We start from the raw sequence: 25284 nt of genomic DNA, 5'->3' as shown, positions 1-25284 counted from the left end.
ATTGGTTGTGTTATGGGAAATCGAAGTCAATTTTTGGATGAAGCAATATCTATTCAAGTTAGTGCGTTGCTTCTAGTGAAACAAGCTGCAGTTGTAGATATTCAATTGGCTGCGCACCTTTTCTGTATTCAATCTGAAGCTGATGTGGTTGCTATACGTGATGCTAGTACAATGACATTGCAACGACTAGCTAGAGAAAAAACAGTTATTAACGCGGCATCGCTTGGTTTGAATGGAATTAAACAAATGCTAGATGCTATTAAAAGTGCTGAGAATAACGATTCAAAACTTGGCAAGCTTAAAAACTTAGCTGCAAGTACCTCAATCGCTGTGGTGGGGAATTAATTATGAATGCAATTAGTTCAGAACTCATAGGTTTAGTGGATGGTAGAAGTGTTTCATATAATATAACAAGAGACATTTCACTGATTGTTACGCTGATGTCTCTTAATGCAAGACCAGCTCTTGTTGCAGAGCTCTTTCCTTATATCAAAATTGGACGCTATAAAGAAATAAAAAGGGAAGTAGACACTATTTCTTCTAAGCCATTTGAGTTCAAGAAAATTGCAAATTCAGTTGGTTATGGATGGGTTGATTCAAACCGCGAAGGCTTTTTGATAGCGAATCTGCTATTTAATGAAGCTAAAGCTCTGTACCCTAATTTTGATTTTGATAATGTTTTTGCAGATATGCTTGTTAATGTTTGTATAAGCTTTAATAAGCGCTTCCAAGATTTGGTCGACCCAATTGACATTAATCAAGTAAATTCATTGTTTTGTGGAATTTCTAAGCAGGACTTATACCCAAATAGATGCTCATGTGGCCGCTTTTATTTAAGAACAACCCAAAGTTTCACTTCTTCTTGTCCTTGGTGTCGTTGTGGTGTTAATCCTAAATCAGTGAAAACAATCAAACTTAAAAAAGTAAATATTCATCATTTCGTTCAAGATCAATCAGTTCGAGTACAACACACGCAAGTAGCTAAAATTTCGTAGGTTGAAAGGAATGAGATTCTATTTAAGTTTAACAATTATAGCATTGGGAGTTATGAATGCTGGCTTTGTGTCTGCTAAAAGCTCACCGGTTTCTGGAACAGAAAAACCTAGTAGAGGATGGCACTTTTACGAAGATCCTGAGCTTGTAGATGAGGAAAAGCAAGAAGTTCCAAAGGCGCAACCTCCTTCTGCACAGCCAAATGATAAGAAACAACCAGAAATGGTTGAGATTAATTCAGCGTGGTTGAAAGAAAACCTTCCTAAATTACTCAATACAGCTATTGATGATCCTAGTACAGAGAACATTTCAAACTATTATTACGCACAACGTTTAGCTATCGACAAAGCGAATGCATTTAGCGATCAAACAAAAGAATTCTTTATGTTTGAAGAGCAACTTTCTGAGAGTAACCGTCGACCAAATTCAAGCAATGCGTTATTTGCTCATAAAATAAAAACAAATAAAGATAAAGCCAAAGTGTTCAATTCTTTATTTGATAAAGCTGGGCTGTGGATGTTCTATCGTTCTGACTGCCCGTATTGTCACCAACAATTTCCTGCGATGGAGTCCTTAGCTAAGATTATGGGGGTTGATGTGTTAGCAATCTCAATGGATGGCATTCTTTTAGATAAAGAGTTCCCGGGAGTTAAGCATGTCACCGACCCTAACATGACTTTGTCTCGAAAGTTTCAAGTGAACATTACCCCTACAACAATGCTTGTCTCAAATGATGGTCAGCACTTTCAAACAATTAAATATGGCATGGCATCAGGTAGTGAACTTGTTCAAAGAGCACTCTATGCAGCAAAACGGATGAACCTCATTAGTGAGGAGCAATTCGTTAAAACACAAGAAGTAAAAGACATTCTTGTGTCAAAGGAGCCTTTAGTAGTTGAAAAGCAAAAGTTAGAAGACAACCCTTCAATTCTATCTGACCTACTCAGAAAACGGCTTAATGAGATTAACCTTTCAACGACATCAAAGGCTCAGTAATGTTTAAAATTAATAAATTAAGAGTGCTAATTGCACTTAGCGCTTTGTCTCCATCAATTCATGCTTCAACTGTGATGGAAGATGTCTTTACTGAAGCTGTAACATTTCAAACGACAACAGCTACTTCATTTAGTACACCAACAAGAAACGGTATTAGTTTTGGTGGGGCTTCTTACAGAGTAAAAGGGGTAAGAGCGAACGTCGTTAATTTTCAACCTCCGAAAATATCTGGAGGCTGTGGTGGCATCGACTTTTTTGCGGGAAGCTTTAGTTTAATAAACTCCGACCAATTAGTGCAAATGGGAAGGGCGATTGCACAAGGTGTACCATCATACGCCTTTAACTTGGCTTTAACTTCAGTTTGTCCCTCATGTAGTAAGTTAATGTCAGACCTTCAAACAAAACTTGATGAATTTAATCAAATGACAGCTAATGGCTGCGAAAAGGCTGTTGGATATTTGGGAGATCTGAAATTAGATGACGGCACAAATGCAGTCGATACTTTCAAGAGCTCAGTGCAGTTTGGTGCTTTAGAAGGGCTCGCAAATGATGCTTCAGGTTGGTTAACAGATAGAGGTGAGGCAAACGCTACGAAAGGCGATACAGATAATACAGCTGTTAAAGCAGAAAAAAATGGTGTCGAAGTAGAAGTTAATACAGCTCATCATATTCTAGTGAATGCAAATGTCAGTGCTTATACCCATTCCTCAATCTCAGGTTTGGGTGGTGCAAACTTAAAAGACCTGATCATGTCGTTAACCGGTACAACAATTTCTAGAAGGTCTGGAAGCACAAGCTCGACCGATACCGGGATTGATGTAATAACTAAACCTGCAACTGTCTCATTAAGAGATATTTTCGAAGAGTCTGATACAGGCTCAATTAGAGTAATGAAGTGTGAAAGCACAGATCCAAATTGCTTAAACCCTATTGAACAAACCATCTCAAGCAGAGGCTTGAAGTACATTTTTGATGATATAGCAGAAAAGCTCGTTGTCAAAATTGATAAAAGACTGAATGTAGCTCAGACGGCAGATGAAATTGCACTACAAGCTATTGCAGATTTAAATGCTACAGAGTTAGTTAGCGCTTTAAAAAGCCCTCGATTGGCCGCAAAGACATTATCATTAACAGCGCAGGAAGCTGTAGCTCAGCAAATAATAACGGTACTTCAGGAAGTACTTCATAACATCAAGTCAAATTCATCTGTAGGTGTATCACTAAAAGGGGCTGTTGCTAAACCATATATCGAATCACTGGATAAGCTCAATGATGATCTTGATAAAATGCGATACAAAATAGGTGAAGATTTGAAGTTAGTTGCCACACCATATGCGGTTACTCAAGCAATTAAATAAGTTACTGACAATCCAGAACAGTGGGAACTTAGAGCAATTTAATGATAATTTCAAAGTTCCAGGAGAGTACAATTAAACAACTGTACTGGTGTTTGTTGAGCACATTCAGTCAAATCATTCTCAACTATAATGTGACTACTTACCGCTCTATTGACAGATTTTTTTTGTTGGCCGTTACTCGATAGTATCGAGAATTACGCACTTCCATAAGCAGAAACGTCCGTCCAGCCGCTTTTAATTCTATGATGTATATATAACGGATATTAAGGGCGGCATTTAAGTCACGATCTATATCTACAGTTCCGCAACACTTGCGAACCGAGAAAGGCATTTCTTCCCTTTTATTTCAAACTAAGTATAAGTTGTCTTCGATCTCGTAAGTCTAACTTCCTTAATATTGAAGTCATGTGTTCCTTTACTGTTCTCTCTGTAATATCAAGGATTCTTGCAATTTGCTTATTTGTAAGTCCTTTGATCACTTCATGAACCACTTGAATTTCTCTTTCAGTAAGAGACTTCAATTTATTTTTGGATTTATAATTAGAAGGCGTTGTTAATAAAACAGACGACAGGTTCAAAAGTAATTGCTCTGGTACCCATATGCCGCCATGGAGAATAGTTTCACGTATTTGTTGTAAAGTACGACTGTTAACATTCAAATTAACGTACCCTTTTGCTCCATATTGAAGTGATTTAGTAAGTTGCTTTATGTCTAATTTATTTGTTAATACTATCACTGGTATATTTACTTTTACGCAGCGCTCAATTGTTAAGCACCAGTCTAGACTTCCAGCTAATAACCACACGAACGCTTTTTCTGGTAAAGGCTCTGGAACAGACTCATGAATTATGGAATCTGGAAATGCCTCGAGCCAGCTAGGTGGTTTAATTTCATCCAGCATAATAAAAATATTCTGACACATATAATTTTCCACCTCAAAAACAGGCCATATGTTACTTGAGAAGTTTTAAGACTTACTACTTGTCGATAGATAATTATATTTAGCTTCTTGAATTGAAATATGTCAATGAATCAGTTACATCGCTGAATTTTGGAAAGAGTTTTTCGCAGTAATGATTTTTTTCTATCAAGCTTGTTGCAGAAAAGCAATCAGAGAATATGGTAACTTGATAGCCCTTCAGATTTGCTTCTTGTCCGTTGCTATCAATAGTTAACGCAGAGCAGGCTCCAATAAAAAATAATTGCTCTATTTTGTTTCTTTTTAGAACTCTTTCAACTTCAGGGTTACTGAAAATGCTCAAACCAAATCCACAGGGGATACTGTGAATTAACTCTCCAAAGGTACTTAGGAAGTCTAATTCTTCAGCACCATATGAGCCTTTTTCAAAAGCTTTAGTATCTGCTACCCATTTGAATAAACCTAACGGGTTATCTACCTTTCGAATTTCATCATTGTATATAAAAGGAATGCTCAGTACATAATCAAAGTTAAGAATATGCGTCATTAAGAGTGAAAAAGTACACTCTAAAGCTTCTTGTTGATAAGCTACATCTTTGATAAATGGGTTTATCTTTCCGTTATAGTGGAAAATATCATTTTGATAGCCTGTAATGACTAAGGCTGTTTTTTTCATTATTTCCCTCAATGAATTTAATAATTATATTAGGATAATAGCCTATAATTTTATCAGGTAAAATTATAGCTTTTAAAATCTACTTTCTAGCTCTAAATGCTCTCTTTGTAAAACCTATGATTATTAACTGAGTTTTGATTTTCAAATTGCGAAGCAATTTGAAAATCAAAATGAAAATGAAAGCATGTGCTTTTTTTAGGTTGCTGATAAATAAGATGATATTTTTTGGTCTCATAATTGCTTTGTAATTATCTTGGAGGCGCACATGCTTAATATCTATGATGTCATAAGAAATGTAATTGCAGTTGAGGAAATTACTGAGCCTCACTTTTTTTGCATTGAAAATTTAACTGGGTACCACCAGTGCCTTCTACACTTTTCTAAATTACATAAAATACTTCCCCAGTTAGTCAACAACTTACGTATGTTGAGTTGCCAAGATACAGCGAAACATCTCACTTTGCTAAAAATAAATAACAGTCTGCAGCTCAAGTTTGGAGATGAAATTGTTTATCACTTTACCGATGAATGCGAATTTATTTACCCGTACAGCGTTGAACCGCGCCTTAGAGAGTGTGCTGCTGAAACAAGTGATTCATTAATTGAAAAAATAAGGCTCTATTGTAACTTTCAGACTCAACAAGAACATTGGAATTTAGAGTGGATAAATGAAAGCTTTAGTAACTCTCATACTGTCGGAATCATTAACTTAAATCAAATGCCTACAAAGCTAAGTTCTACTGAGTTCTACCTGTTCTATCCATTCTTAAGTAGTGAGGTTCAAGCTGTAGTTGAGTCAATGTGTAAACCTAAACTAAAAGCTTTTTTAGCAGATGATAGTGAAACTAGTTTGTTTACAACAAAAGCGATGCTTGAAAATTTGCGATTAGATGTGACTGTTGCTGCCGATGGGGCAGATGCCTTAAGTATCTGTAAAAAGCAAGAGTTCGATTTGATCATTTTAGATGAAAAAATGCCTCACTTATTTGGAAGTGACGTTTTTCAAGAGCTTAAGAAGCTTGATATTAATAACGGATCAATCAAGGTTATTCTTTCTGGAATTACTGAAAAAGATGGAGTTCTTGATCTTGCTGCTAAGGGCATCGATATTCATTTAGAAAAGCCCGTAACAAAACTGAAGTTACAGAATTTAATAAATCAAATTGAAGAAAGTAATCAATACATTTAGGAGGTTATATGCCAAAGTTTGCTTTAGTGTTAATCGGTTTTCAGAATGATTATTTTTCTGATGATGGGATCCTTCATTCTTATATTAGTGAAAGCTCTGCAGTAACGGGCGTTTTATCCAATACTATAAAGTTAATTGAAAATCATCATGATTCATTTGATGTTATTGTTAGTACACCAATTTGTTTTACTGAGAATTATGATGAGTTAACTAACCCCATCGGTATCTTAAGTGCCATAAAGGAAGTCGGTGCTTTTAAACAAGGAACTTATGGAGCAAAGGAAATAAGTCAATTTGATCCCTTTAAGGATGTAATCACGACAATCCCCGGAAAGAGAGGGTTAAATGCATTTACTGACACTGAGCTAGAGAGTTTCTTATTAGAAAATGATATTTCTGATGTTGTTTTAGCTGGTACTGTTACCTCTATTTGCATTGATTCAACAGGGCGTTCAGCCCACGAAAAAGGCTTTAATGTCACTATTTTGAACGATTGTACTTCGAGTCGAACACCCTTTGAGCAACAATTTTATTGTGAACATGTTTTCCCTTTGTATTCTCGTGTAATTGGTTCAAAAGAATTAGTGAATTTGTTATGAAAACGGATAAAAAGTCTAATGAAGAGCTACAGCTTCAAATTCAATATGCTTTAATAGAAAAAACTGCGCAGTTTCAGCAGAAACAAATGGAATTGCTATCAGTTATTAAAGAGTGCATTTTTGAAGTCGATGAAAACTTTTCAATTAAGTACTTTAATAATGCATGGAAGCAGGAGCTTGGTTATTCTGACCAACAAGTTGAAAATCAACATCTTTTACATTTTATATACTCACCAGACTCTCAGATATATAAAAACTCACTGGAGCTTAAGGCAGGTCAATCAATTTCTGAACATGTTATTGTTACAAAGAATGATGGGCAGTCAAGCTGGTATCAACTTACTTTAGTCAAAAGTGAATCTTCATTTATTGGGTCATTGTTCAACATAGAATATATGATGAAAGAGCAGTTCAGATTGACGCAAAAAAATGAGTTAGCTGAAAGACTTTCACTTGTTGCTAAACACACAACTAACCTTGTTATTATTGCCGATCCACAAGGAAAAATTGAATGGGTAAATAGTAGCTTTGAGGTGTTTACAGGGTTTTTTTTGGATGAGATAAAAGGGAAAAAGCCAAAAGAATTTTTGCATGGCCCTAAGACTTCGCAAAAAACGAAAGAACGTATGGCGGAACACCTTAGAAATCATGAAAACTTCAATTTGGATATTCTTAACTATAAAAAGTCTGGCGAACCATATTGGGTAAATATTGATGCATTCTTCGTTTTTGAAGATGAAAAACTAAAAAATATTGTCGCGATTGAATCTGACATTACAGCTAAAGTGGAAGCGGACTTAAAAGTTAAGGAAATTGAGCAGAATTACAGGCTAGCGACAAACTTTATCCAAGAGCCAATCCTTAAATTATCTGAGGATTACTCTATCCTTTATTCCAATGAAAGTTGGAAATCTCAATTTGACAATCAACTTTCAAACAGCTTTTTAAGTTATATTACTGATGAATTTAGAAGTACGTTTATAGAAGCGATAAACACAAATGACAACACCTCGGGTCAGTTTGAATTATTTCTTCAAACAAATAATGGTTATAAATGGTATGAGTCACATTTTCAGGCTTTTCAAAGTGAGATCCCTCCATATAGAAAAGAAATCGCAGTGAGCTTAATTAATATTGATGAGCGTATTCGAACTAGTAAAGAGCTTAGCCGTCAAGCTCAAAAGGCTGAAGATTTAGCTCAAGCAAAATCAAGATTTATAGCAAATATTAGCCATGAGATAAGAACACCTCTAAATGCTATTTTAGGATCTTCAGAATTATTATCTGGGACAGGGTTGAATGAAGAACAAAAAACATTCAATTCTCTTATTAGTACTAGTGGCAGTGCGCTTTTGAGTATCCTCGATGATGTATTACTATTTTCCAGAAATGATGAGCATAGAATTGAATTAGAAAATCAAGTATTCAACATCGAAGAGTGTATTAGTGAAGTTTTTAGAGTAGTTGAAACTTCGGTTCTACAAAAAGAAATTACATTAATAGCAGATATTTGTATTGATTGCCCTGTACTTTGCTACGGTGATAAGCCTAGAACTCGGCAAATGTTATTAAACATTATTTCAAATGCAATAAAATTTACTTCTGAAGGACATATTAAGGTCCTTGTTAAGCACAATGAAAACAAGGAATATATAGTATCTGTTATAGATACAGGTGTTGGGATCTGTAAAGAACGTATTGATACGTTATTTCAACCATTTGTCCAGCAAGATAGTTCTATCACTCGGAAGTATGGTGGTAGTGGTCTTGGGTTAGCAATATGCAAACAGATTTGTGACGCTATGGGCGGAACTATTGAAATTGATTCAATTCAAGGCCAAGGAAGTACATTCAGACTTACTCTCCCCTTTGTACCGGCTTCAGAAGAAGCATTAAAAGCGAATGAGCCCTTTAATTTTTATATCATAGGTGTTGACGGGTCAGTTTCTGATGCTCTCTATCATTTACTACTTAGGATGGGTCATAATGTATTTGTTTTTAAAAATTTAGATGAAGTAACTCATTTTAATAAATCAAGCGATAGAGTTATTGTTACTGAGCCAAATCAAATGTTTAGTTTCAGTGATTATTTCAAGCAAAACTTAATCAGCGTACCTGTTCTTCTAATTAATGCCAATGAAACTATTAGAAATCTATATGAGAGCGAGAGGTTTGTTAAATTCGTCTCAGGTCCAGTTGAACGCAATCTGCTTGAAAAGGGGCAGGTGTTATTTGCTGAAGAAATTATAGATTTTGGAATTTTTAAAGATAATAAAAGAACAGAAAGCGATATTTATGCAGTAAGAGGTTATTCAGGAGCTGACGTATTGGTTGTAGAAGACAATCCGAATAATAGGCTAGTCATTGGTAGATACTTAGAAAAGTTGAATTGCAATGTTCATTACGCTCATGATGGAGTTCAGTGTTTGAATCAAATGAACAAAAACAATTTTAAACTGGTACTTATGGATATCCAAATGCCGAATATGGATGGTATTGAAGCTACAAAAAGGCTTCGCAACGTATTTGCAAGTAATGAACTACCTATAATAGCTTTAACTGCAAATGTTTTAGATGGAGATAAAGAGCGCTATTTTGAGGTAGGAATGAATGACTATATTGCAAAGCCTATTCAGTTTTCGAAATTAATAGAGGTTTTGGATAAATTTTTAATGCAATCTCACTTTGTGGGCTCACGGTTTGAGAGAATGCAACAAGTAGCTAGTTGGGTCAAATCAACTCTTAATTCTTAATTTGATTTTCATTTTGCGAAGCATAATAGTAATGAAGCGCATGAGTAATTATAACTATTTGTAATTATTTGGTTATTTTTGGGTTTGCTTCTTGCATCTACATAACTTATCACAAGTTATGAGGGTGTTAAAATGATTGCTCGAAACGTCGCTATTATATTTATTTTCTTTTCATCTTCGCTTTTCTCCTCTGAGAGTAGTTTAAATTATATTGAAAGTGCTGACGGAAAAAGAATTAAGGAAGTCTCTAACCTAGTAAAATGGACACATACCCGATTTGTTTTTAATCGGGATATTCAAAGAGTAGCTGTCGGGAATGAAAATACACTAGATGTAAATGTTGTTGGTGGCCGTGAGTTACTTATCCTAGCTAAGAGGCTAGGTAGAACATCAATGATAGTCTGGTATGACAACAATAATTCAGAAACTTTTTTACTTGGAGTAACAGAAGACTACAGTGTTCTTGAAAATGCTATAAAGGATATTCACCCTGCTCTTCAATTGGCCATTGCACCTGACAGGCATGCAATTGTGATTAGGGGCACGGTTCCTACGGAGAGTTATAGGCATGCAGCTTATACTGCTGCGAAGAATTACTTATATGCGTCTTCAAGCTCTCAAACTTCACAACCTGTCTTAGGCGGTGATCCTAATCAAAGTGTACTCCAAAATCTATCGCAACGACTTCAAGGTTTAGGTGCTATATCTAATGGAATAAGTAATCAAACTAGTAAAGTAGCTATTATTAATTTGATTAAGGTTAGTGAGGTCCCAAAAGCAAAAGAGGATAAAATAGCAGAAGTAATAAAGTCTTTGAATGAAGAAAATGTAAATGTAAAGCGCCTATCAGCTAACTCAATTCTAGATGATGATAAAGATGTTTTTTTACTCTCTGGTAAGGTTAAAAATCAAATCCGACTTGTTCGTTTACTCAATTCAATAAATACCTTGTTTAAAGGCGAGCAGGATTTACCTAGGCAACAGTTAAATTCAGCGCAATTATCGCCTCAGCAAAGCATTGATCAAAGTGAAGAGGCGGAAATAAAAGTCTTAGCGAATGAGTCAGGTTCATTAATGTCAGGGGGAGAAAATCAATTTGAGATGAGTAATGTGAAGTCTAATATTGCTCGTGCAACATTACTCTCATTAGCCGGTGGACGAGTACTTTCAACAATTGAGGTGGAGGATTTACCACAAGTTAGGGTTTCTGTTCAGTTATATGAAGTTAACCAGAGAAAACTAAAGCAATGGCGACCAGACCTAAGTGTTGTTTCAAAAGGATATAGTGATAATGGGCTTTTTACATTAGCTGGTTTAACAGAAAGGGAAAACGGCGCTGCTACAATCGAAAATGCATTGCAACTTGTTGGTGGGCAGTTGACCAATAACCTTCAGTTTTCTACATCTCAGTTTGCAATAGACATGCTATTTTCGTTACTTGAACAGCAAGGTATTTCTAAAACGCTTTCAAGGCCTAGTATAACCGTGTTATCTGGAGAAAGTGCAATATTCAAAGTCGGTGGAGAGGTGCCAGTACCAACTAGTTTTAGTCCCTCTGGGATCACAGCAAATCAGCAAGGTAATAGTAGCTCAGTATTTAGTGGAACTGAATTCAAATCTTTCGGTGTTGAGTTAAGTGTAAGAGCTCTAGTTGATGATAAAGATAGAATCACTCTAGATTTGAATCCTGTTATTTCACTACCGGATACAGTTTTGACATCGCAAATCGCTCAAAGTACAGGAAGTAGCTTAAATAGTAGCGCATTCAATACACGTAGTCTTCAGACTTCAACAAGGCTAAATGATGGACAGCCTATAGTCATAGCTGGATTAATAAATAATGATAATAATTCAAGTCATGATTTTGTACCAGGAAAGGATGGAAAGAGTCTATTCGGTAAATTATCAGAGACGAACAGTAACAGTGAAAATAATCGAGAGTTGGTAATTGTAGTTACCCCCAGCATAGTAAGACAACAAGTTAATGATATGTCTGAATGGATATCGCCAAGCCTAGATAATCTTTTTCAGAGTTTCCTTGAGGAGAATGTATTATGAAAGCCTTAATAATTTTAAGTTCTATTTTATTGTGCTCTTGTGCTAACGTTGATTATGTAGAATATGTTAATCCCAATTTACAGTTGAAAAAAATTGTACAGAAGCATGGCTTAAATAGATCAGGGCTCAATTGTATTGATGGGAAGTCTGACTGCGATGGAGCAATAAGGGAGATTAACCAGTTACTTTTATCTCACCCTGATAATGACGATATAAACTTAGTTCACGCAAACTTATTATTGAAATCAGGAAAGAACGACCAGGCAAACTACACCTTAAATAAGCTTGTAAATCAAAATAAGCCTCAATTGATATCTCTTATGATGGCTATTGAGTTAAATATTTTAAAAAACAACCTGAACCGTGCAGTTAGTTTGTCAGATAAAGCTTTGAAATTGTATGGTGCCCAGCCTAAGGTTTATGCGCAATTGGCCGCCATATATTATGCTAAGGGAGATTATATTGCTGCAGGAAAATACTTAGATATCTCAAAAAGTACAGGGCTGAGTTACCCACTATACTATTACAATCTAGCGCTAATCTCTGAAAAGCAAAAGGACATTAAGAAGGCATGTAATTATTATGCGAAGTCTTTGGAGTATGATGCAAGCTATGAGCAATCGATTCATAACCGTAGTAGGCTTAGCATCAACATGGTTTGTTGATATGTGTAAAGCATATTACTGAAAAACTCACTGACTATTAAAGGCCACACGATAATTATTTATCTAAACTCACCGAGAAAACCCCGTGATAAGAACAAAGTGATGTCGCGGGGATGAATCAGTGTCACCCCTGCTCTTGGATATATTTTCGTATAGTCTCTGCGCTTGCATTCCCTACAGAACACACAAAGTACCCATCAGACCAAAATGTTTTCTCTTTCCAAAATTGGTTTTTCAGATAAGGAAATGATTTCCAGATTTTAGCGGTTGTCGCTTGCTTAATCCTCCTTGCGTGCTGGCCTACTGAATATCGAGTGCCGATTGTAATCAGCATATGAATGTGATCTTTGTCTATCTCAACCTCTTCGATCCTAAAGTCAGATGATAGAGAAACATCGAAAACCGTTTTCTTTACAAACTCACCCAGCCTTCCGTTTAGCAGAGGTTTTCTGTACTTAACCACCAAAATTAGATGAAGCGCAATTAGATATTTGCAGTGAGATTTAGTTTCATATTCCATCTTGACAACTTGGCCTTATACAGTAGTCTATACAGTATATGAAAAAGACGCTCAGATACAACTACAGGCTAAACCCTACGCCAGAACAAGAAGTTAAGCTCATTGAGTTTGGTGCAACAGCTCGTGGCATTTGGAATCTGTTGTTGTCTGAAAATATGCGTCGTTATGAATACGATAAAACATTCCTGTTTTACAAAGATATGGCTTCTCTCCTCAAGGAAATTAAGCCATTCGAGGAATTTAGCTGGATTAAAGCGTTTGATTCTGCTGCTGCTCAGCAGGTTGCTCGCGACTTGGAAACAGCGATGAAGAATGCATTTTCTAAAGGTCGTTTGCAGCATTTTCCAAAGCACAAAGTTTCCTACAAAAGGAAGCGGCTTCACAATGATAGCTTCCGAGCGGTCAATAATTCCAACTGTATTCGAATTGAAAATGACGCTATAAGCATCCCAAAGGTCGGCAAAGTGCCAATCGTTTTGCATCGTGGACTTGCGAGCAAAATTAAGACCGTAACCATTCAATATCGTCACGGAAAGTGGGGATGCAGCATCACACAGGAGGTGGAGTGTAAAACGGCTAAACAGGTTTTGGAAAAGATCACTGGTTTTGATATCAACTCAAAGCAAACGGTTGTTGGTTCGAACGGATTTGTGGCCGATAATCCGAAGTTTTTAAAACAGTCAAAAGAGAAGCTAAATCAATTGCAACGCCAGCTTGCGCGTCGAACCAAAGGCTCAAATCGTTGGCACAAAACTAAACAACGCATCAATAAACTACACGGTAAAATCTCAAGGCAAAGGCTCGACTTTGCACACAAAATTTCACGACAGATAATCAATGAAACTGATATAGCGTGTTTTGAAGATTTAAACGTAAAAGCGATGCAAAAGTTCAATGGCAGCATGGTTGCCGATAACGTAATGGGGCTGATAACTCAGCTTTCAAAATACAAAGCTGAGTTAGAGGGTAAGTTGTATCACGAAATTGGTCGATTTGAGAAGTCCACTGGGATCTGCTCAGAGTGCGGCCAAAACCATGTTTTAACATTGAACGATAGGTATTTCACTTGTGTAGCTTGCGGAACGTATCAAAACCGTGATCTATCGTCGGCTAAGAGCATAGAAAAGACAGGTGAATTAGATTTAATTGCGGCTGGAATCGTCGCAAGGGTAGCACCCGTATCTCAGGAGAAACAATCCGTTAAAACGAAAGTCTTCGAATTATCGAAGTTGGATTTTGGATCTGAGAAAAAAGAAGCAGCCTAGCCGTTAAGCTAGACTGTAGAAGCCCAGTGATCAGAGCGAAGCGATGTCGCTGGGTAGTTCACCATGTGGCCTTTTTGATTGAATAATACACAAGCTAGTGTTATCAAAATTTCCGAGAAACACATTGAACGACGCGAAGCAGCATCGATGACCAGTCCACATATGATCATTGTTTTGGCCTTTTCAAATTGGAGTAATTCTCATACTTCCATATCAAAACCCTTAGATAAGACCCTCCAATAATAATATAAAAATTTGTACTTGAGTTATATACAGTTACCAGCCTGATTTTCATTTTTGATTTGCATTTTGCAAATCACTTTAGAATTTCAATACCAAGATAAAGTTAACATATTGTATTTTAAGGTTTTATTTTTTGGCATGCTTTTAGCTTTAGTTAAAGTGAGCAAAAGCTCTTAAATTCTAAAGGTGATCAAAATGAAAAAATCATTAAACAATCTAAACGGTAAAAAACAAAAAGGTTTTGTATTAACTTCAGAGCTAATCATCCTATCAACATCAATGGTTGCAGCTTTAGTTATTGGGCTCTCTACTTTAAGAGACTCTGTAACAAGTGAGCTAGAGGATGTAGCTGAAGCAATCGGAGCTCTTGACCAAAGTTACGCATTCGATGGACTTATCAATGCTGAAGGAACTGCAGAAGTATCTGGTTCAGCATTTATCGATTCAGTTGATGTATACGCAGGTGATGAATCGTCATTTACCTTTGTTGCCTCTGACTTTAGTGAAAGTGCAGCACTTATTAGTGCGACTCCAAGTGGTGACGCTGCAACTCGAACTGCTGCGGGTGGCTCTCTTGGTAATTAAACCTATATAGTCACTGCCACAAAGGGTGGCAGTGAGTTTCTTTGGAGGTGCATCATGAAAACAAAGCATAAAGGAGCTACAACAGCTGCCATGACTTTACTATTAACTTCAGGCATGCTCGCTTCAGCCATAGGTGTTAGACAAGTAAATTCAGAAGATCAAATCTCAGCTTGGACAACGAATAAGAATTTATCTGCTGGTCAAGTTATTACGGTCCATGATGTTACACAAATTCAATTAGATAAAAGCAAATTTCCAAATTTATCTTTATCTATACAAAACCCTCGATCACTAATTGGCAAAAAATTAGCTGTAAATAAAAACCAGCAGCAGTTAATTTTTGATGCTGACTTAGTGAGAGCAACTAGAAAAAGCTTATCAGAAGCAATCCCTGCTGGTCGAGTTCTTTACACTCTTAAACTACCAAGTTTAGATATTCCTTTATCTCGAATTCATAAAGGAGATAGGCTTGATATCGTAGCTAAAACTCAAGGAGTGGTTAGAACTGTAGCAGCAGATGTCCAGTTAATTGGTGTATCTAAATCACCAACTAGTCCGGCTTCAAAAAGCCCTCTTGATACAGCTTCAAGTTCGTCAAGCAGTGCTAGCAACACTTCTCTTGTATTAGCTGTCTTACCAAAAGATGTATATTCGCTTGCTGGAATCAGCTTCGAAGATAATGTTTCTGTGATTGTGCATAGCGCTTATGACATAGAGCAAGGCCGGATTCAAAAGTTTGAAAGGTTACAAAGGAATAGAAAAATTGAAGTTGTCAAAGGAACTAAAAATGAAGCTGTTTTAGTTTCTAAGTGAGCTACTATGTTTAACTTCAAAATTAATAATGATAATGCCCCTGAAAGCCCAAGTCTATTAGACGTTAAAGGGTTGCTTCATGACAAAGTAATCGAAGAGTTAGAAGAGAACTTTACAAACTTTAATGAGCTTGACTTAGCAATAGCAGTTAGAGCAATTTCACAAGAGATTGAGTTTTTCGATGGGTTAGATTTATCTGACCTTCAAATATCACAAATCATCAGTGCTGTAGCGGATGATTTATCAGGATACGGGCCTATTGCCCCATACATGATTGATGAAAATATTAGTGACATATTAATAAACGATTTCAATGATATATGGGTTGACAAACAAGGGCGTTTAGTTAAAACCCCAAGCAGCTTTGATAACCCTAAGCATCTCCTTAGATTTATCGAAAGAGCATTAAACCAGTGTGGTAAACAAACTAACACTTTGTCTCCAGTGGTAGATGGAAAGCTTCCTGATGGTAGTCGTTTAAACGTTATTATTCCCCCTGCTTGTACAACGACTGCCATCGTTTCTATTCGTAAATTTAGTCATAAAACCATAACAAAAAGCTATTTAATACAAAGCGGCCTTATTGATTCCAATTGGCTTGAATTTCTAGAGTGTGCTGTTGAAGCTGGTGCAAATATAGTTGTAAGCGGGAATGCTGGTGCAGGTAAAACGTCATTTCTCAATGTACTGTCGAGCGCTATAAGTGAGAACGAGAGAGTTGTAACTATTGAAGAAAGTTCGGAATTAAAGTTACATCATAATCATGTTGTTCAGCTAGAGGCACATAGTGCAAATAGTGATGATAAGGGTAGCATAAGTTTAAGTGAATTGGTGAAGGCTGCTCTAAGAATGAGAGCTGATAGAGTCATAATCGGTGAGGTACGCTCTAGTGAAGTGATTGATATGCTACAGGCAATGAGCTGTGGTCATCAAGGATCTATGACAACAGTACATGCTAATAGTGCTTATGATGCAATTAGTCGAATCTCAACATTGACACAGCTACATAACCAGCAATTTAGCTCAGATCACATCGACGCTCTAATCGGTTCATGTCTTCAGTTAATTATACATCTAATTAGAGACTCTGATGGGAAAAGGAAACTTAAAAGTATTGGTGAAGTTTACTATGAGGAAGGCACACTAAAATTCAGAACGCTTTACTCTGATACTGATAGATTTATTTTTGATAAAAGTGAATCTGCAATAATTAAATTTATGCGAATGCGTGGTATTGAGGAGTCTAGGCTCGAGGCATTATTCCAAAATATTGAGGGTAGCGATGATGATTGATTATTTTCTATCTATAGGAGCCTTCATTTTAGGTATCGCTGGTATTTTAATACTTTACTTGGTAAGAAAACCGGCAACACCAAGTAAACGTAATATTGAGGAAGATATTCTTTTTCAACAAGATACCCTTACTCAGTCTATAAAAGTTATTGGAATACCAAGTAGTAGGCTGTGGATAATATTTTTTACTGCTTTAATCAGCCTATTAGTATGGTTTGGATTGGATGCAATTTTCCCCGATGCAAGAACAAGTAAGTTAATTATTTCCTTAATTATTTTTGTGGGCATCAATATTTTGATTATTGACTTAGGGCAGTTTTTTCTTAACAGGTTCGAAACTCAATTCATTGAATACATAGAAACTATTCATACTTGCCTACAAACAGGTCTTTCACTGCAACAATCTTTAGAGTTCGCTCAAAACTACGCAGGAAAAAGTATAAAGAAGCAAACATATTCATTAATGCAAAAATTACAGCTAAGTGCTGATATTAATGGTGCATTGGCGCCACTGTTAAATAGGTACAGTTGTGAATCTGTTCGTCTTTTCTCTCAATGTGTGATTACACATTATGAGACGCACTGCGATCTCACAGACATGTTCAAGAGTGTCACACAGATCTTGTCTAGAAGAGCGAGAGATAAACAACAAATAAGAAGTAAGCTATCAGGAACAAAGTATGCTGCAGTGTTCAGTGGCATTCTCCCTTATATATTAGTCCCTTTATTTAACTACAAAGATCCTACGTGGTTTGATCCATTATTATCTCATCCTAACGGTGTGGTTTTTTTAACGATAGCATTTTTATGTCAGCTTTTTGGCTTAATTTGGCTTAGAGTAAGTTTGAAGGTGAAAATATGATTGATTTAGCCCTTTTTCTATCGCTTTTCATTAGTATTGCTGCATTCATATACATTAACAAGCAATCACCTGAGGCTGAAGTTCCGAGCGGTAAACTTGCAAAGCCAAAGGTTTGGTATTTTGGCCTCATCTTGAGTTCAAAGTATTTGCGCCAAGCAGGTATTCAGGTAACTAAATTGCTTATACCTATATTTTTGCTGAAGACTTCGTGCGCGATATTAGCATATGTTTTGATAATAATTGCAGAGCTGCAACCACCACTAATTCTTAAAACTACTACTATTATTAGTGGGTTTTTTGTACCTGAACTCATCTTTGTAGTTATCAGATATCAAAGAAAACAGGCAATTGAAGGTAGTTTCGAGTTTTTTTTACAGGTATTTCTCGTATATTTAAAAGCAGGGTTCTCACTAGAGCAGGCTTTATCACATTCTATTTCTCACGGCCTGAGCAAGAAGAACCCTTTATTTAAAGAACTCAAACTTTTTGTTTATGAAGTTTCTGCAGGTAAAGAAAAGCATGCCGCTTTTGAATTTCTGTATTATCGGACCGGAGTTAAAGAAGTTAAGAAACTTTCTAACTTACTTTTGGTTGGTTCTACCTTGGGAACGCCCTTGGTAAATTCAATAGAAAGCCTATTAGAAAGCTACGAATTAAAGAAGTCAGTACTACTTGCAAAAAGGATTAATAGGAAGTCACTTCACACTACTTTTCCTATTTTACTTATTTGCTTTCCAATGTTTTTGGTACTTGTGTTCTTTCCATCAGCGCTACAAGTAATGAATGTTTTAAGCTTGCTTGTTGATTCAATATAAGGAGGCGGTATGAGAAAGCAAAAAGGTTACATATTAACGATAGAGCTGATTCTTATCATTACTATTTTAGCAATTGGATCGATGGGTGGAATTGTTTTAGTAAGAGACGCTGTAATAAAACACAATGCAAAAAAGGTAGATAACGAAGTTGTCGTTATTGATAGCGGAAATAATAAGTTAGGTAAGGCAATTTCGTTTGACGAACATGAAGCACCATTAATCTTTTTTCATGATCGTAGTTCTGAAAAAACTTATCGAGCATTAATTGGAATTAGAGATGATAGATTTACTTCTAGGGAGGCTATTTATTATGACGCACCTAATTGCCAAGGAAATCCATGTATAAAGTCAGTTAGTGATGAAGATTCCGACAGTTCGGGTATTAGTCAAATAATTAGTACAGGAAATGTTAGTTATATTAATGCATTACAAAATGGCCCTAATTACGCTATAGGTCAAAGGGACGGCACATTTATAGGTAACTTATTCAAATCAACACCTCTTAGTTGCCCTGCAAAAGATGATGAAATTGTGTCCAGATATATGTCCCAAAAGGTTACCTCTGGCACACCTTGTGAAAGTTTTGAAATTAATAAAGTACCAGCAGATAACAGCTGCTTGGTTGGTGTATCTAATACAAGTATTGATCTGTTTGGAGCCACGACAACGACAGAACTTCAAGCTCTATGTGACACATGCCCTGAGGGCTTTACATCTCAAGGCGATATTCTGCAGCTTTATTTACCAGAAATTGAATCTCTACTAGCTACAGCTCTAGATACGTTGAGTTTAATTGGGGTTAGTGCAAATTTAGACTTAGAAATTGGAACTATATGTTGTCCTACAGGAACTGTATTAGAAGAGGACGAGAATATAGTTGAAACACTTGTTTTCACGATTCTTAAAACAGCATTTAACTTGCTTGGCATAGATTTACTAAATAACGATTTGATAATTAATGCATTAGCTTTGATTGGTATTGAACCAGGGATAACAAACTGTAAGACACCACTTAATTTACAGCTAGCAGAGCCAGTTGTGAATCCTGTAACAAATAAGCCAGTTTTGGAGGCTGTGATGCCCCCATTTACGATTGTATTACCACAGACATCCTCTGCTGGTGCACAATTCTGGTTTCCTACGGAGCCGAAAGGGGAGAGATCTAATGATTAATACAATTAATAATGTGGATATTTTCGATGATGGTTTGAATGGCCCCAATGGTGAGGTTGTTAATACGTTAAGCTTATTACAGCAGTTTTATGACTTTCCGGTAGTGAAATTCATTGATTATAAGGGCGAAAATAACCATGAGATTTTTCTATCTGTTAGTAAGGAAAAGGCTAAACATTCAATTGAGTTTTTGATGTCTATTTCTGATCAGGAGAAAGAGGTAATTTATGAAAATACTATTGATGAATTAAGATTCGAAAACGAGCGGGACACTTATCTTCTTTTCTACATCCAAATTCCTATTTTCGCACAAACGGGGGAGAGTATTGGATTATTAGTTTTAGGGGATACTCAATCTAGACTTTTTAATGAGAACCATAGAGGACAATTAAATACGTTCATAAACTTGATTCAAACACAAATGCAATCATTTGAGTCTGTGGGAACTTTTAAAAAGAAAGAACGCGTCAGAAGTTCAAATAAAATATCAATTCTCAGTACCAAAACAGTTTCATTTTTCATTGCATTAGTAACTTCAATTGTTGTTGGCCTTTTCTTATTTAAATATCAGGCTAATGAGTTAATAAGCCAAAATAAATATCAAACACAAAAGCTTAAAATGACATTATTCGACGCAATCGAGCGGTTCGACTCTCAAGCTTCTAGCTTGATAAAGAAGGACCAATTGTTGGTTGGGTATATTTTAAGTGGGAAATCGGTTGATGTGAATGATTTAGAGAAAATTGTAACTACCGGTGAACAAGGCTCCTTAACATACAAAGGTTACGCTCTAATAAGCGAAGATAATTTAGTCGTGTGGAGTAGAACTAATTTTGACCTTGGAGCCTATAACCTTCGTGACTGGGCGGAGAATAAGTCAAGCGACTTTGAGATTATCACAATAGCTGACACCGCGTTTTTAGTTCATAAACTAGATGAAATCAAGGGAAACTTCTTTACGATTAGTGCTTTTGATTTGAACCAATTTTTTCAATCAGTTATATCAAAACTAAATACTCAAGATTACTCTATATACTTATCCACTAATGAGCTTTTTTTAAGTTTATATGGGGAGGCATCTCAACGTAACTTAAGTGGAGCAATAAGTGCTTCTACAAAGATCTTTCCGAGTGAGTGGAGGATATTCGTTAAACCTAATACACCTATTCTAGATGCTAGAGTAACAAATTCTTTCATTACGCTTTATATCGTAATTAGTTTAATACTATTCTCAGTAGTTTACTATTTCTTACGTTTACCTCGAAGGTTACAAGAGAAGATACAACAGAAGAATCAAACCTTGTTGAAAAGAGAGGCATTTTATTCAAGAGCACTTGACTCATTACCCGACGCTTTTGCTATTTTTGATACTGATGATGAGCCGCTCATAACAAACAAAGCATACTCAACTATTTTTGATGGTATTAAGAATGCAGATAAATTAGCTTTCTATGAATTAATTCAGATAGGAGAAGAAAGTGGTTTGATCACTCATCACGAAGTTCATCATAAGCTAGAGGGAGATCACGACAGAATTATCGATTTGGGCTTTAGTTCAGGCCGATGGTTGACGGTAGTACAAAGGGATATGGAAGATGGTAGCTATGTAAGCTATTTCCATGATGATTCAGAAGCACATAATAAAGAGCGTTTGCTGAAGGGGATTTTGGAAAAATCAAAGAGTAATGTGAGAGCTCAAAGAGAGTTTATAGCTAAGGTTGCTGCCAAACTTTCAAAACCTGTGTGTTATTTGAGAACCTTTGATGAGTTAGTGAATACCCAAGAAAAAAGGAATTTACTTGAATCTGTAACTTTACAACTAGATTGTACTTTGGGTTTGTTAGACGAATTTTTATCGGCTAAGGCTCAGAATAGAAAATTGAATACCAGTAAGTTTGAAGTGACTGAAACTATAAATAGTGTTGTGCAATCTATCCAAAATGAGACAGCGGGTAAGTTAGTTTATAATGAAAATACTGAAAAGAATGCTGTCTGGATATTCAGTGATCAGAGAATGTTCAAGCAATTAATAACGCATTTTCTCTCTCAAGTTCTTGAGGTTGCTAGACACACTGTCTCAGTCAAAGCTGAAACTAAGCATAATGATCAATTTACAGAACTACACTTAGAGTTCAAATACAAAAGTACAGATGAGTCAAAGTTTATAAAAGCTTTAAAGCAACTAGAATTAATTAAAAAATCAGATGAATCCCTAGAAGTTAATTTTTTTATCTCGCTATTCAAGATTCTTGGAGGGCAGGATGTCTTATTTAGTAGTCATGAAAATGAGAAATGTATTACTTTGGTTTGCAAAGTTGAGGATGAAGAAGGTGAAGTTTCAAGTAACTTAGCAGTAAATAAAACCTCTATTCTTTTGGTAGATGATGATCCTCTAGTCGATGTTGTTGTTAGGGCTGTACTTAAAGATCAAGATTTTGAAATTGATTATGCTAATAGCGCTATTGAAGCCCTGCTTTCACTTTCTCAAAAAAAATATGAAGTAATATTAATGGATATCGTTATGCCAGAGCTGTCAGGAGTTGAAGCGCTGCATAAGATAAAAAAACATAGTTGGTGTAATAACACTGCGTTTATAGCTCACACTGCTAGTGATAAAGAAAATTGTTATGAACATTACAAATCTTTAGGTTTTGATGATGTTTTGCTAAAGCCAGTGAAAAAAGATGAGTTATTAAGGTCGATAGACAAAGTTTTATCTGCAAAAGGTGATAGCCATGATTGATATTAATGCACAACAAGATACTCAATTACCTTTGGATAGCCTAATTGAGTATGCCTTGAAAAGTAATAGCTTTTATATGAGCTACCAGCCGATTGTTTCAACTAGTAACAGTAAGTTAATAGGCTTTGAGGCATTAATTCGTAACCGTATAAACGATTCGAGGCTAAGACCTGATCACTTAATCCCTCATCTCGAAAGAACAGGGCAAATAATAGAACTTGGCTCATGGATACTTAAGCAGTGCTTGGTCGATTATAAGACGCTAGAGAGTTATGGTTTGAAAGACTTCACGATGTCAATTAACGTTTCGCCAATTCAAATAATAGATCACGATATTACAATAGAAATTAGCAATTTGATTAATGAATTAGGAATATCCGCTAAAAATATTAAATTAGAGTTAACTGAAACAGCACTAATAAGCGATTGTAATAAAATAGCTAAGTCATTTGAGCGCTTAAGAGAAATGGGCATAAAGATTTGGCTAGATGATTTTGGAACTGGGTTCGCTTCTTTAAGTTTACTAAGACAATTCAAGGTTAATGGTATAAAAATTGATAAAAGTTTTATAAGCAATATAGCTACTGATAATGATGATTTCACGCTTTGTAGTGCTGTTATAGCAATGGCGCAGAGGTTGAATTTAGAATTAATAGCTGAGGGTGTAGAAACCCCCCAACAGCTGCAAATATTAAATTGCCTAGGTTGTGACAATATCCAAGGCTATTTAATCGATAAACCATTGACATTACGTGATGTCATAAATAAATGGCGAAGTTAAATTTGCTTAACGATGAAAGAATTCTATACTTTTATTAGTACATAATTATGAGGTGCTGTTGTGATTAATACTACAAAAATAGAGCAGCTAAAGTGTGATGTGGGTACTGACATTTTTCTTGAATTAGCGTCTCACTTTGCTAATGAATTAGAGCAACAGCTCAAATCATTAAAATTAGTCTCAACTGAAAATAAAGATGGCCAAGATAGTATTCACGACACTCTGCATACTTTAAAGAATACAGCTAGCCTATATGGGGCAGACTCACTGGCAAATATGGCATCCCAATATTACGAAAAAGATGATGTAAATTCAGTAGAAGTCATAGAATTATGTATTGAAATATCTAACTCCAGAAGGGATTTTCTTAAGGCAATATCGCTAGGTGAATGATGTCAAAACCAATACTGTACATAGTAGAAGACAGCATTGCTGCAGGAGCAATGTATAAAGCTTATCTTGAAAAAAAAGGATATGAGGTATCTCATTTTGTAGATGGCTTCAGTGCAATGTCGGCTATCAAAAATAAGGTGCCGGATGTAATTATTCAGGATGTGTGTTTACCCGATGTTTCTGGTATTGACGTTCTTAAATTTGCTAAAAAAATAGATAAAAAAACTGAAGTTGTCGTAATTACGTCTAATAGTTCCATTGATGTTGCGGTTACAGCTATGCGTGAAGGGGCCTATGACTTTATTGAGAAACCATTTGAGAATGAGATACTTTTATCTGCTGTCCAAAGTGCACTAGAACAATCCATATCAAGTGGTACTCAAACAGTCAGCACAAACCTACCAGGAGCAAAGGTTAAATCAGATATTGACTTTATCGGTGATTCAATTTCGGTTCAAACAGTAAAGCGAATTCTTAATTCAGCAGCTCGTTCTAAGGCATCAGTGTTTGTGACTGGTGAGAGTGGTACTGGGAAAGAAGTGTGTGCTGAATATCTTCATGATTGCAGCAATAGGCATGATAAATCATTTGTTGCGATAAATTGTGCAGCTATCCCTGCCGACTTATTTGAATCAGAATTTTTTGGTCATGTTAAAGGTGCTTTTAGTGGTGCCATCTCAGACCGAAAAGGCGCTGTTGAAATGGCGAATGGTGGTACTCTTTTTTTAGACGAGCTTTGTGAGATGGCTTTGCCTCTTCAAGCTAAGCTTCTACGGTTCTTACAAACAGGTTTATATTCAAGGGTAGGCTCTTCAGATGTTGTTAGTAGTGACGTAAGAGTTGTATGTGCGACGAATAGGAATCCCCAAAAGGAAGTAGCTGATGGTAGGTTCAGAGAAGATTTATATTATAGATTAAACGTTATACCTGTAAACTTACCTCCTCTTAGAGAAAGAGAGGAGGACATCATTATCCTTGCTCATTTTTTCCTCCAACAAAAGTGTAAATCAGCAAATAAGCTATTCAAGGGATTTAGTAAAAACACTGAAAAGGCATTTTTGTCATATGATTGGCCTGGTAATATCAGAGAGCTTCAGAATGTTATTGAAAATTGTGTCGTAATGAATGAAGGAGATACTGTAGAATTAGATATGCTCCCTCAATTTAAGAGAGAAGCATTAAAGAGTAATGTGAGTACTGCTAAAAAGTCTCTGTTGAGCGAAATTGAAGCTGAGCTTACAGATGAGATCATACCATTGTGGCAAGTAGAAAAAGAAGCTATAGAGTCAGCAGTGCATATATGTAATGGAAATATACCACTTGCAGCTGTTAAATTAGGAATAAGCGCCTCTACATTATATAGGAAAATTAAAAATTGGGAGGAGTTAGCTTAATTCTAGTTTTTATAATTACATTAATGTAAGAATTGGCGTTCTTTGTTAAAAAACTTGCTGCGTTGTTGTAACCAAGGGTTATTCATAACTTGTGGCGCAGCTTGATAATGGCGCTCAACCACTTGGTTTAAGGTACGGGTTGATTGCGTAAAATTAAGTTGCTGCTGTGCAGCACCCATATTAGCAATCTCGGCATC

23 protein-coding genes are annotated in these 25284 nt (G+C 36.0%); 20 read left to right on the top strand and 3 right to left on the bottom strand.

The window, feature by feature from the left end; genetic code table 11:
* Window positions 1-12: 12 nt before the first annotated feature.
* From HUS62_RS18890 to HUS62_RS18875, 4 genes are read left to right on the top strand one after another with little or no spacing between them, the layout of a single operon-like run.
* Entirely contained in the window at window positions 13-345 is a 333-nt protein-coding gene (locus HUS62_RS18890; RefSeq protein ID WP_175080782.1) for a hypothetical protein, read from the top strand.
* A 2-nt stretch (window positions 346-347) separates the two neighbouring features.
* The gene (locus tag HUS62_RS18885; RefSeq protein ID WP_175080781.1) at window positions 348-995 is read left to right on the top strand and encodes a hypothetical protein; all 648 of its coding nucleotides are present in this window, start codon (window positions 348-350) and stop codon (window positions 993-995) included.
* Window positions 996-1047: 52 nt separating this feature from the next.
* The gene (traF, locus tag HUS62_RS18880; RefSeq protein ID WP_175080780.1) at window positions 1048-1989 is read left to right on the top strand and encodes a conjugal transfer protein TraF; all 942 of its coding nucleotides are present in this window, start codon (window positions 1048-1050) and stop codon (window positions 1987-1989) included.
* On the top strand, window positions 1989-3347 hold the full coding sequence (locus HUS62_RS18875) for a conjugal transfer protein TraH (RefSeq protein WP_175080779.1): 1359 nt from the start codon (window positions 1989-1991) through the stop codon (window positions 3345-3347). Before traF ends, HUS62_RS18875 begins: the two co-directional genes overlap by 1 nt.
* A 341-nt stretch (window positions 3348-3688) precedes the next feature.
* Here HUS62_RS18875 and HUS62_RS18870 read toward each other — a convergent pair whose 3' ends face one another.
* Window positions 3689-4270 (bottom strand): response regulator transcription factor, encoded by a 582-nt coding sequence (locus HUS62_RS18870; RefSeq protein ID WP_175080778.1) that lies wholly within the window; start codon window positions 4268-4270, stop codon window positions 3689-3691.
* A 79-nt stretch (window positions 4271-4349) separates the two neighbouring features.
* Window positions 4350-4943, bottom strand: coding sequence for an isochorismatase family protein (locus tag HUS62_RS18865; RefSeq protein ID WP_175080777.1), 594 nt, complete (start codon window positions 4941-4943; stop codon window positions 4350-4352).
* Between the two features lie 265 nt (window positions 4944-5208).
* Between HUS62_RS18865 and HUS62_RS18860 the strand changes: the two genes are divergently transcribed.
* The 5 genes from HUS62_RS18860 to HUS62_RS18840 all read left to right on the top strand — a co-directional run bounded on the left by HUS62_RS18860 (window position 5209) and on the right by HUS62_RS18840 (window position 12207).
* The gene (locus HUS62_RS18860) at window positions 5209-6132 is read left to right on the top strand and encodes a response regulator (protein ID WP_175080776.1); all 924 of its coding nucleotides are present in this window, start codon (window positions 5209-5211) and stop codon (window positions 6130-6132) included.
* A gap of 8 nt (window positions 6133-6140) precedes the next feature.
* Window positions 6141-6731: a cysteine hydrolase family protein gene (locus tag HUS62_RS18855; protein ID WP_175080775.1), complete on the top strand. Its 591-nt coding sequence runs from the start codon at window positions 6141-6143 to the stop codon at window positions 6729-6731.
* The gene (locus HUS62_RS18850; protein ID WP_175080774.1) at window positions 6728-9484 is read left to right on the top strand and encodes an ATP-binding protein; all 2757 of its coding nucleotides are present in this window, start codon (window positions 6728-6730) and stop codon (window positions 9482-9484) included. Before HUS62_RS18855 ends, HUS62_RS18850 begins: the two co-directional genes overlap by 4 nt.
* Window positions 9485-9616: 132 nt before the next feature.
* Window positions 9617-11542 (top strand): pilus assembly protein N-terminal domain-containing protein, encoded by a 1926-nt coding sequence (locus HUS62_RS18845; protein WP_175080773.1) that lies wholly within the window; start codon window positions 9617-9619, stop codon window positions 11540-11542.
* Window positions 11539-12207, top strand: coding sequence for a lipopolysaccharide assembly protein LapB (locus HUS62_RS18840; protein WP_175080772.1), 669 nt, complete (start codon window positions 11539-11541; stop codon window positions 12205-12207). The genes HUS62_RS18845 and HUS62_RS18840 overlap by 4 nt, the downstream gene beginning before the upstream one ends.
* 124 nt (window positions 12208-12331) lie before the next feature.
* Here HUS62_RS18840 and tnpA read toward each other — a convergent pair whose 3' ends face one another.
* Window positions 12332-12727 (bottom strand): IS200/IS605 family transposase, encoded by a 396-nt coding sequence (gene tnpA, locus HUS62_RS18835; RefSeq protein ID WP_175080771.1) that lies wholly within the window; start codon window positions 12725-12727, stop codon window positions 12332-12334.
* A gap of 38 nt (window positions 12728-12765) precedes the next feature.
* Here tnpA and HUS62_RS18830 point away from each other — a divergent pair, with 38 nt between their 5' ends.
* The 11 genes from HUS62_RS18830 (at window position 12766) to HUS62_RS18780 (ending at window position 25087) form a co-directional block, all read left to right on the top strand.
* Window positions 12766-13992: an RNA-guided endonuclease TnpB family protein gene (locus HUS62_RS18830; protein WP_175080770.1), complete on the top strand. Its 1227-nt coding sequence runs from the start codon at window positions 12766-12768 to the stop codon at window positions 13990-13992.
* A 438-nt stretch (window positions 13993-14430) separates the two neighbouring features.
* Complete coding sequence (locus HUS62_RS18825; protein WP_175080769.1) at window positions 14431-14820, top strand: hypothetical protein; 390 nt, start codon at window positions 14431-14433, stop codon at window positions 14818-14820.
* A 54-nt stretch (window positions 14821-14874) separates the two neighbouring features.
* Complete coding sequence (locus tag HUS62_RS18820; protein WP_175080768.1) at window positions 14875-15633, top strand: hypothetical protein; 759 nt, start codon at window positions 14875-14877, stop codon at window positions 15631-15633.
* Window positions 15634-15639: 6 nt separating this feature from the next.
* A complete protein-coding gene (locus HUS62_RS18815; protein WP_175080767.1) occupies window positions 15640-16926 on the top strand; it encodes a CpaF family protein in 1287 nt (428 codons plus the stop codon).
* Window positions 16916-17788, top strand: coding sequence for a type II secretion system F family protein (locus tag HUS62_RS18810; protein ID WP_175080766.1), 873 nt, complete (start codon window positions 16916-16918; stop codon window positions 17786-17788). The genes HUS62_RS18815 and HUS62_RS18810 overlap by 11 nt, the downstream gene beginning before the upstream one ends.
* Window positions 17785-18603 carry a type II secretion system F family protein gene (locus HUS62_RS18805; RefSeq protein ID WP_175080765.1) on the top strand — a complete coding sequence of 273 codons (819 nt, stop codon included), beginning with the start codon at window positions 17785-17787 and terminating at the stop codon, window positions 18601-18603. The genes HUS62_RS18810 and HUS62_RS18805 overlap by 4 nt, the downstream gene beginning before the upstream one ends.
* 9 nt (window positions 18604-18612) lie before the next feature.
* The gene (locus tag HUS62_RS18800) at window positions 18613-19776 is read left to right on the top strand and encodes a hypothetical protein (protein WP_175080764.1); all 1164 of its coding nucleotides are present in this window, start codon (window positions 18613-18615) and stop codon (window positions 19774-19776) included.
* Entirely contained in the window at window positions 19769-22519 is a 2751-nt protein-coding gene (locus HUS62_RS23240; protein WP_258536816.1) for a response regulator, read from the top strand. Before HUS62_RS18800 ends, HUS62_RS23240 begins: the two co-directional genes overlap by 8 nt.
* Window positions 22512-23300 (top strand): EAL domain-containing protein, encoded by a 789-nt coding sequence (locus HUS62_RS18790; protein WP_220095070.1) that lies wholly within the window; start codon window positions 22512-22514, stop codon window positions 23298-23300. The genes HUS62_RS23240 and HUS62_RS18790 overlap by 8 nt, the downstream gene beginning before the upstream one ends.
* Before the next feature lie 60 nt (window positions 23301-23360).
* A complete protein-coding gene (locus tag HUS62_RS18785) occupies window positions 23361-23693 on the top strand; it encodes a hypothetical protein (protein ID WP_175080763.1) in 333 nt (110 codons plus the stop codon).
* The gene (locus HUS62_RS18780; protein ID WP_258536815.1) at window positions 23693-25087 is read left to right on the top strand and encodes a sigma-54 dependent transcriptional regulator; all 1395 of its coding nucleotides are present in this window, start codon (window positions 23693-23695) and stop codon (window positions 25085-25087) included. Before HUS62_RS18785 ends, HUS62_RS18780 begins: the two co-directional genes overlap by 1 nt.
* The last annotated feature ends 197 nt before the right edge of the window (window positions 25088-25284 follow it).

Origin of the sequence: Pseudoalteromonas sp. 0303 (assembly GCF_013349995.1) — a bacterium.
In the GTDB taxonomy this organism is placed as follows: Bacteria; Pseudomonadota; Gammaproteobacteria; order Enterobacterales; family Alteromonadaceae; genus Pseudoalteromonas.
This window is presented reverse-complemented; position numbering and strand designations above follow the sequence as displayed.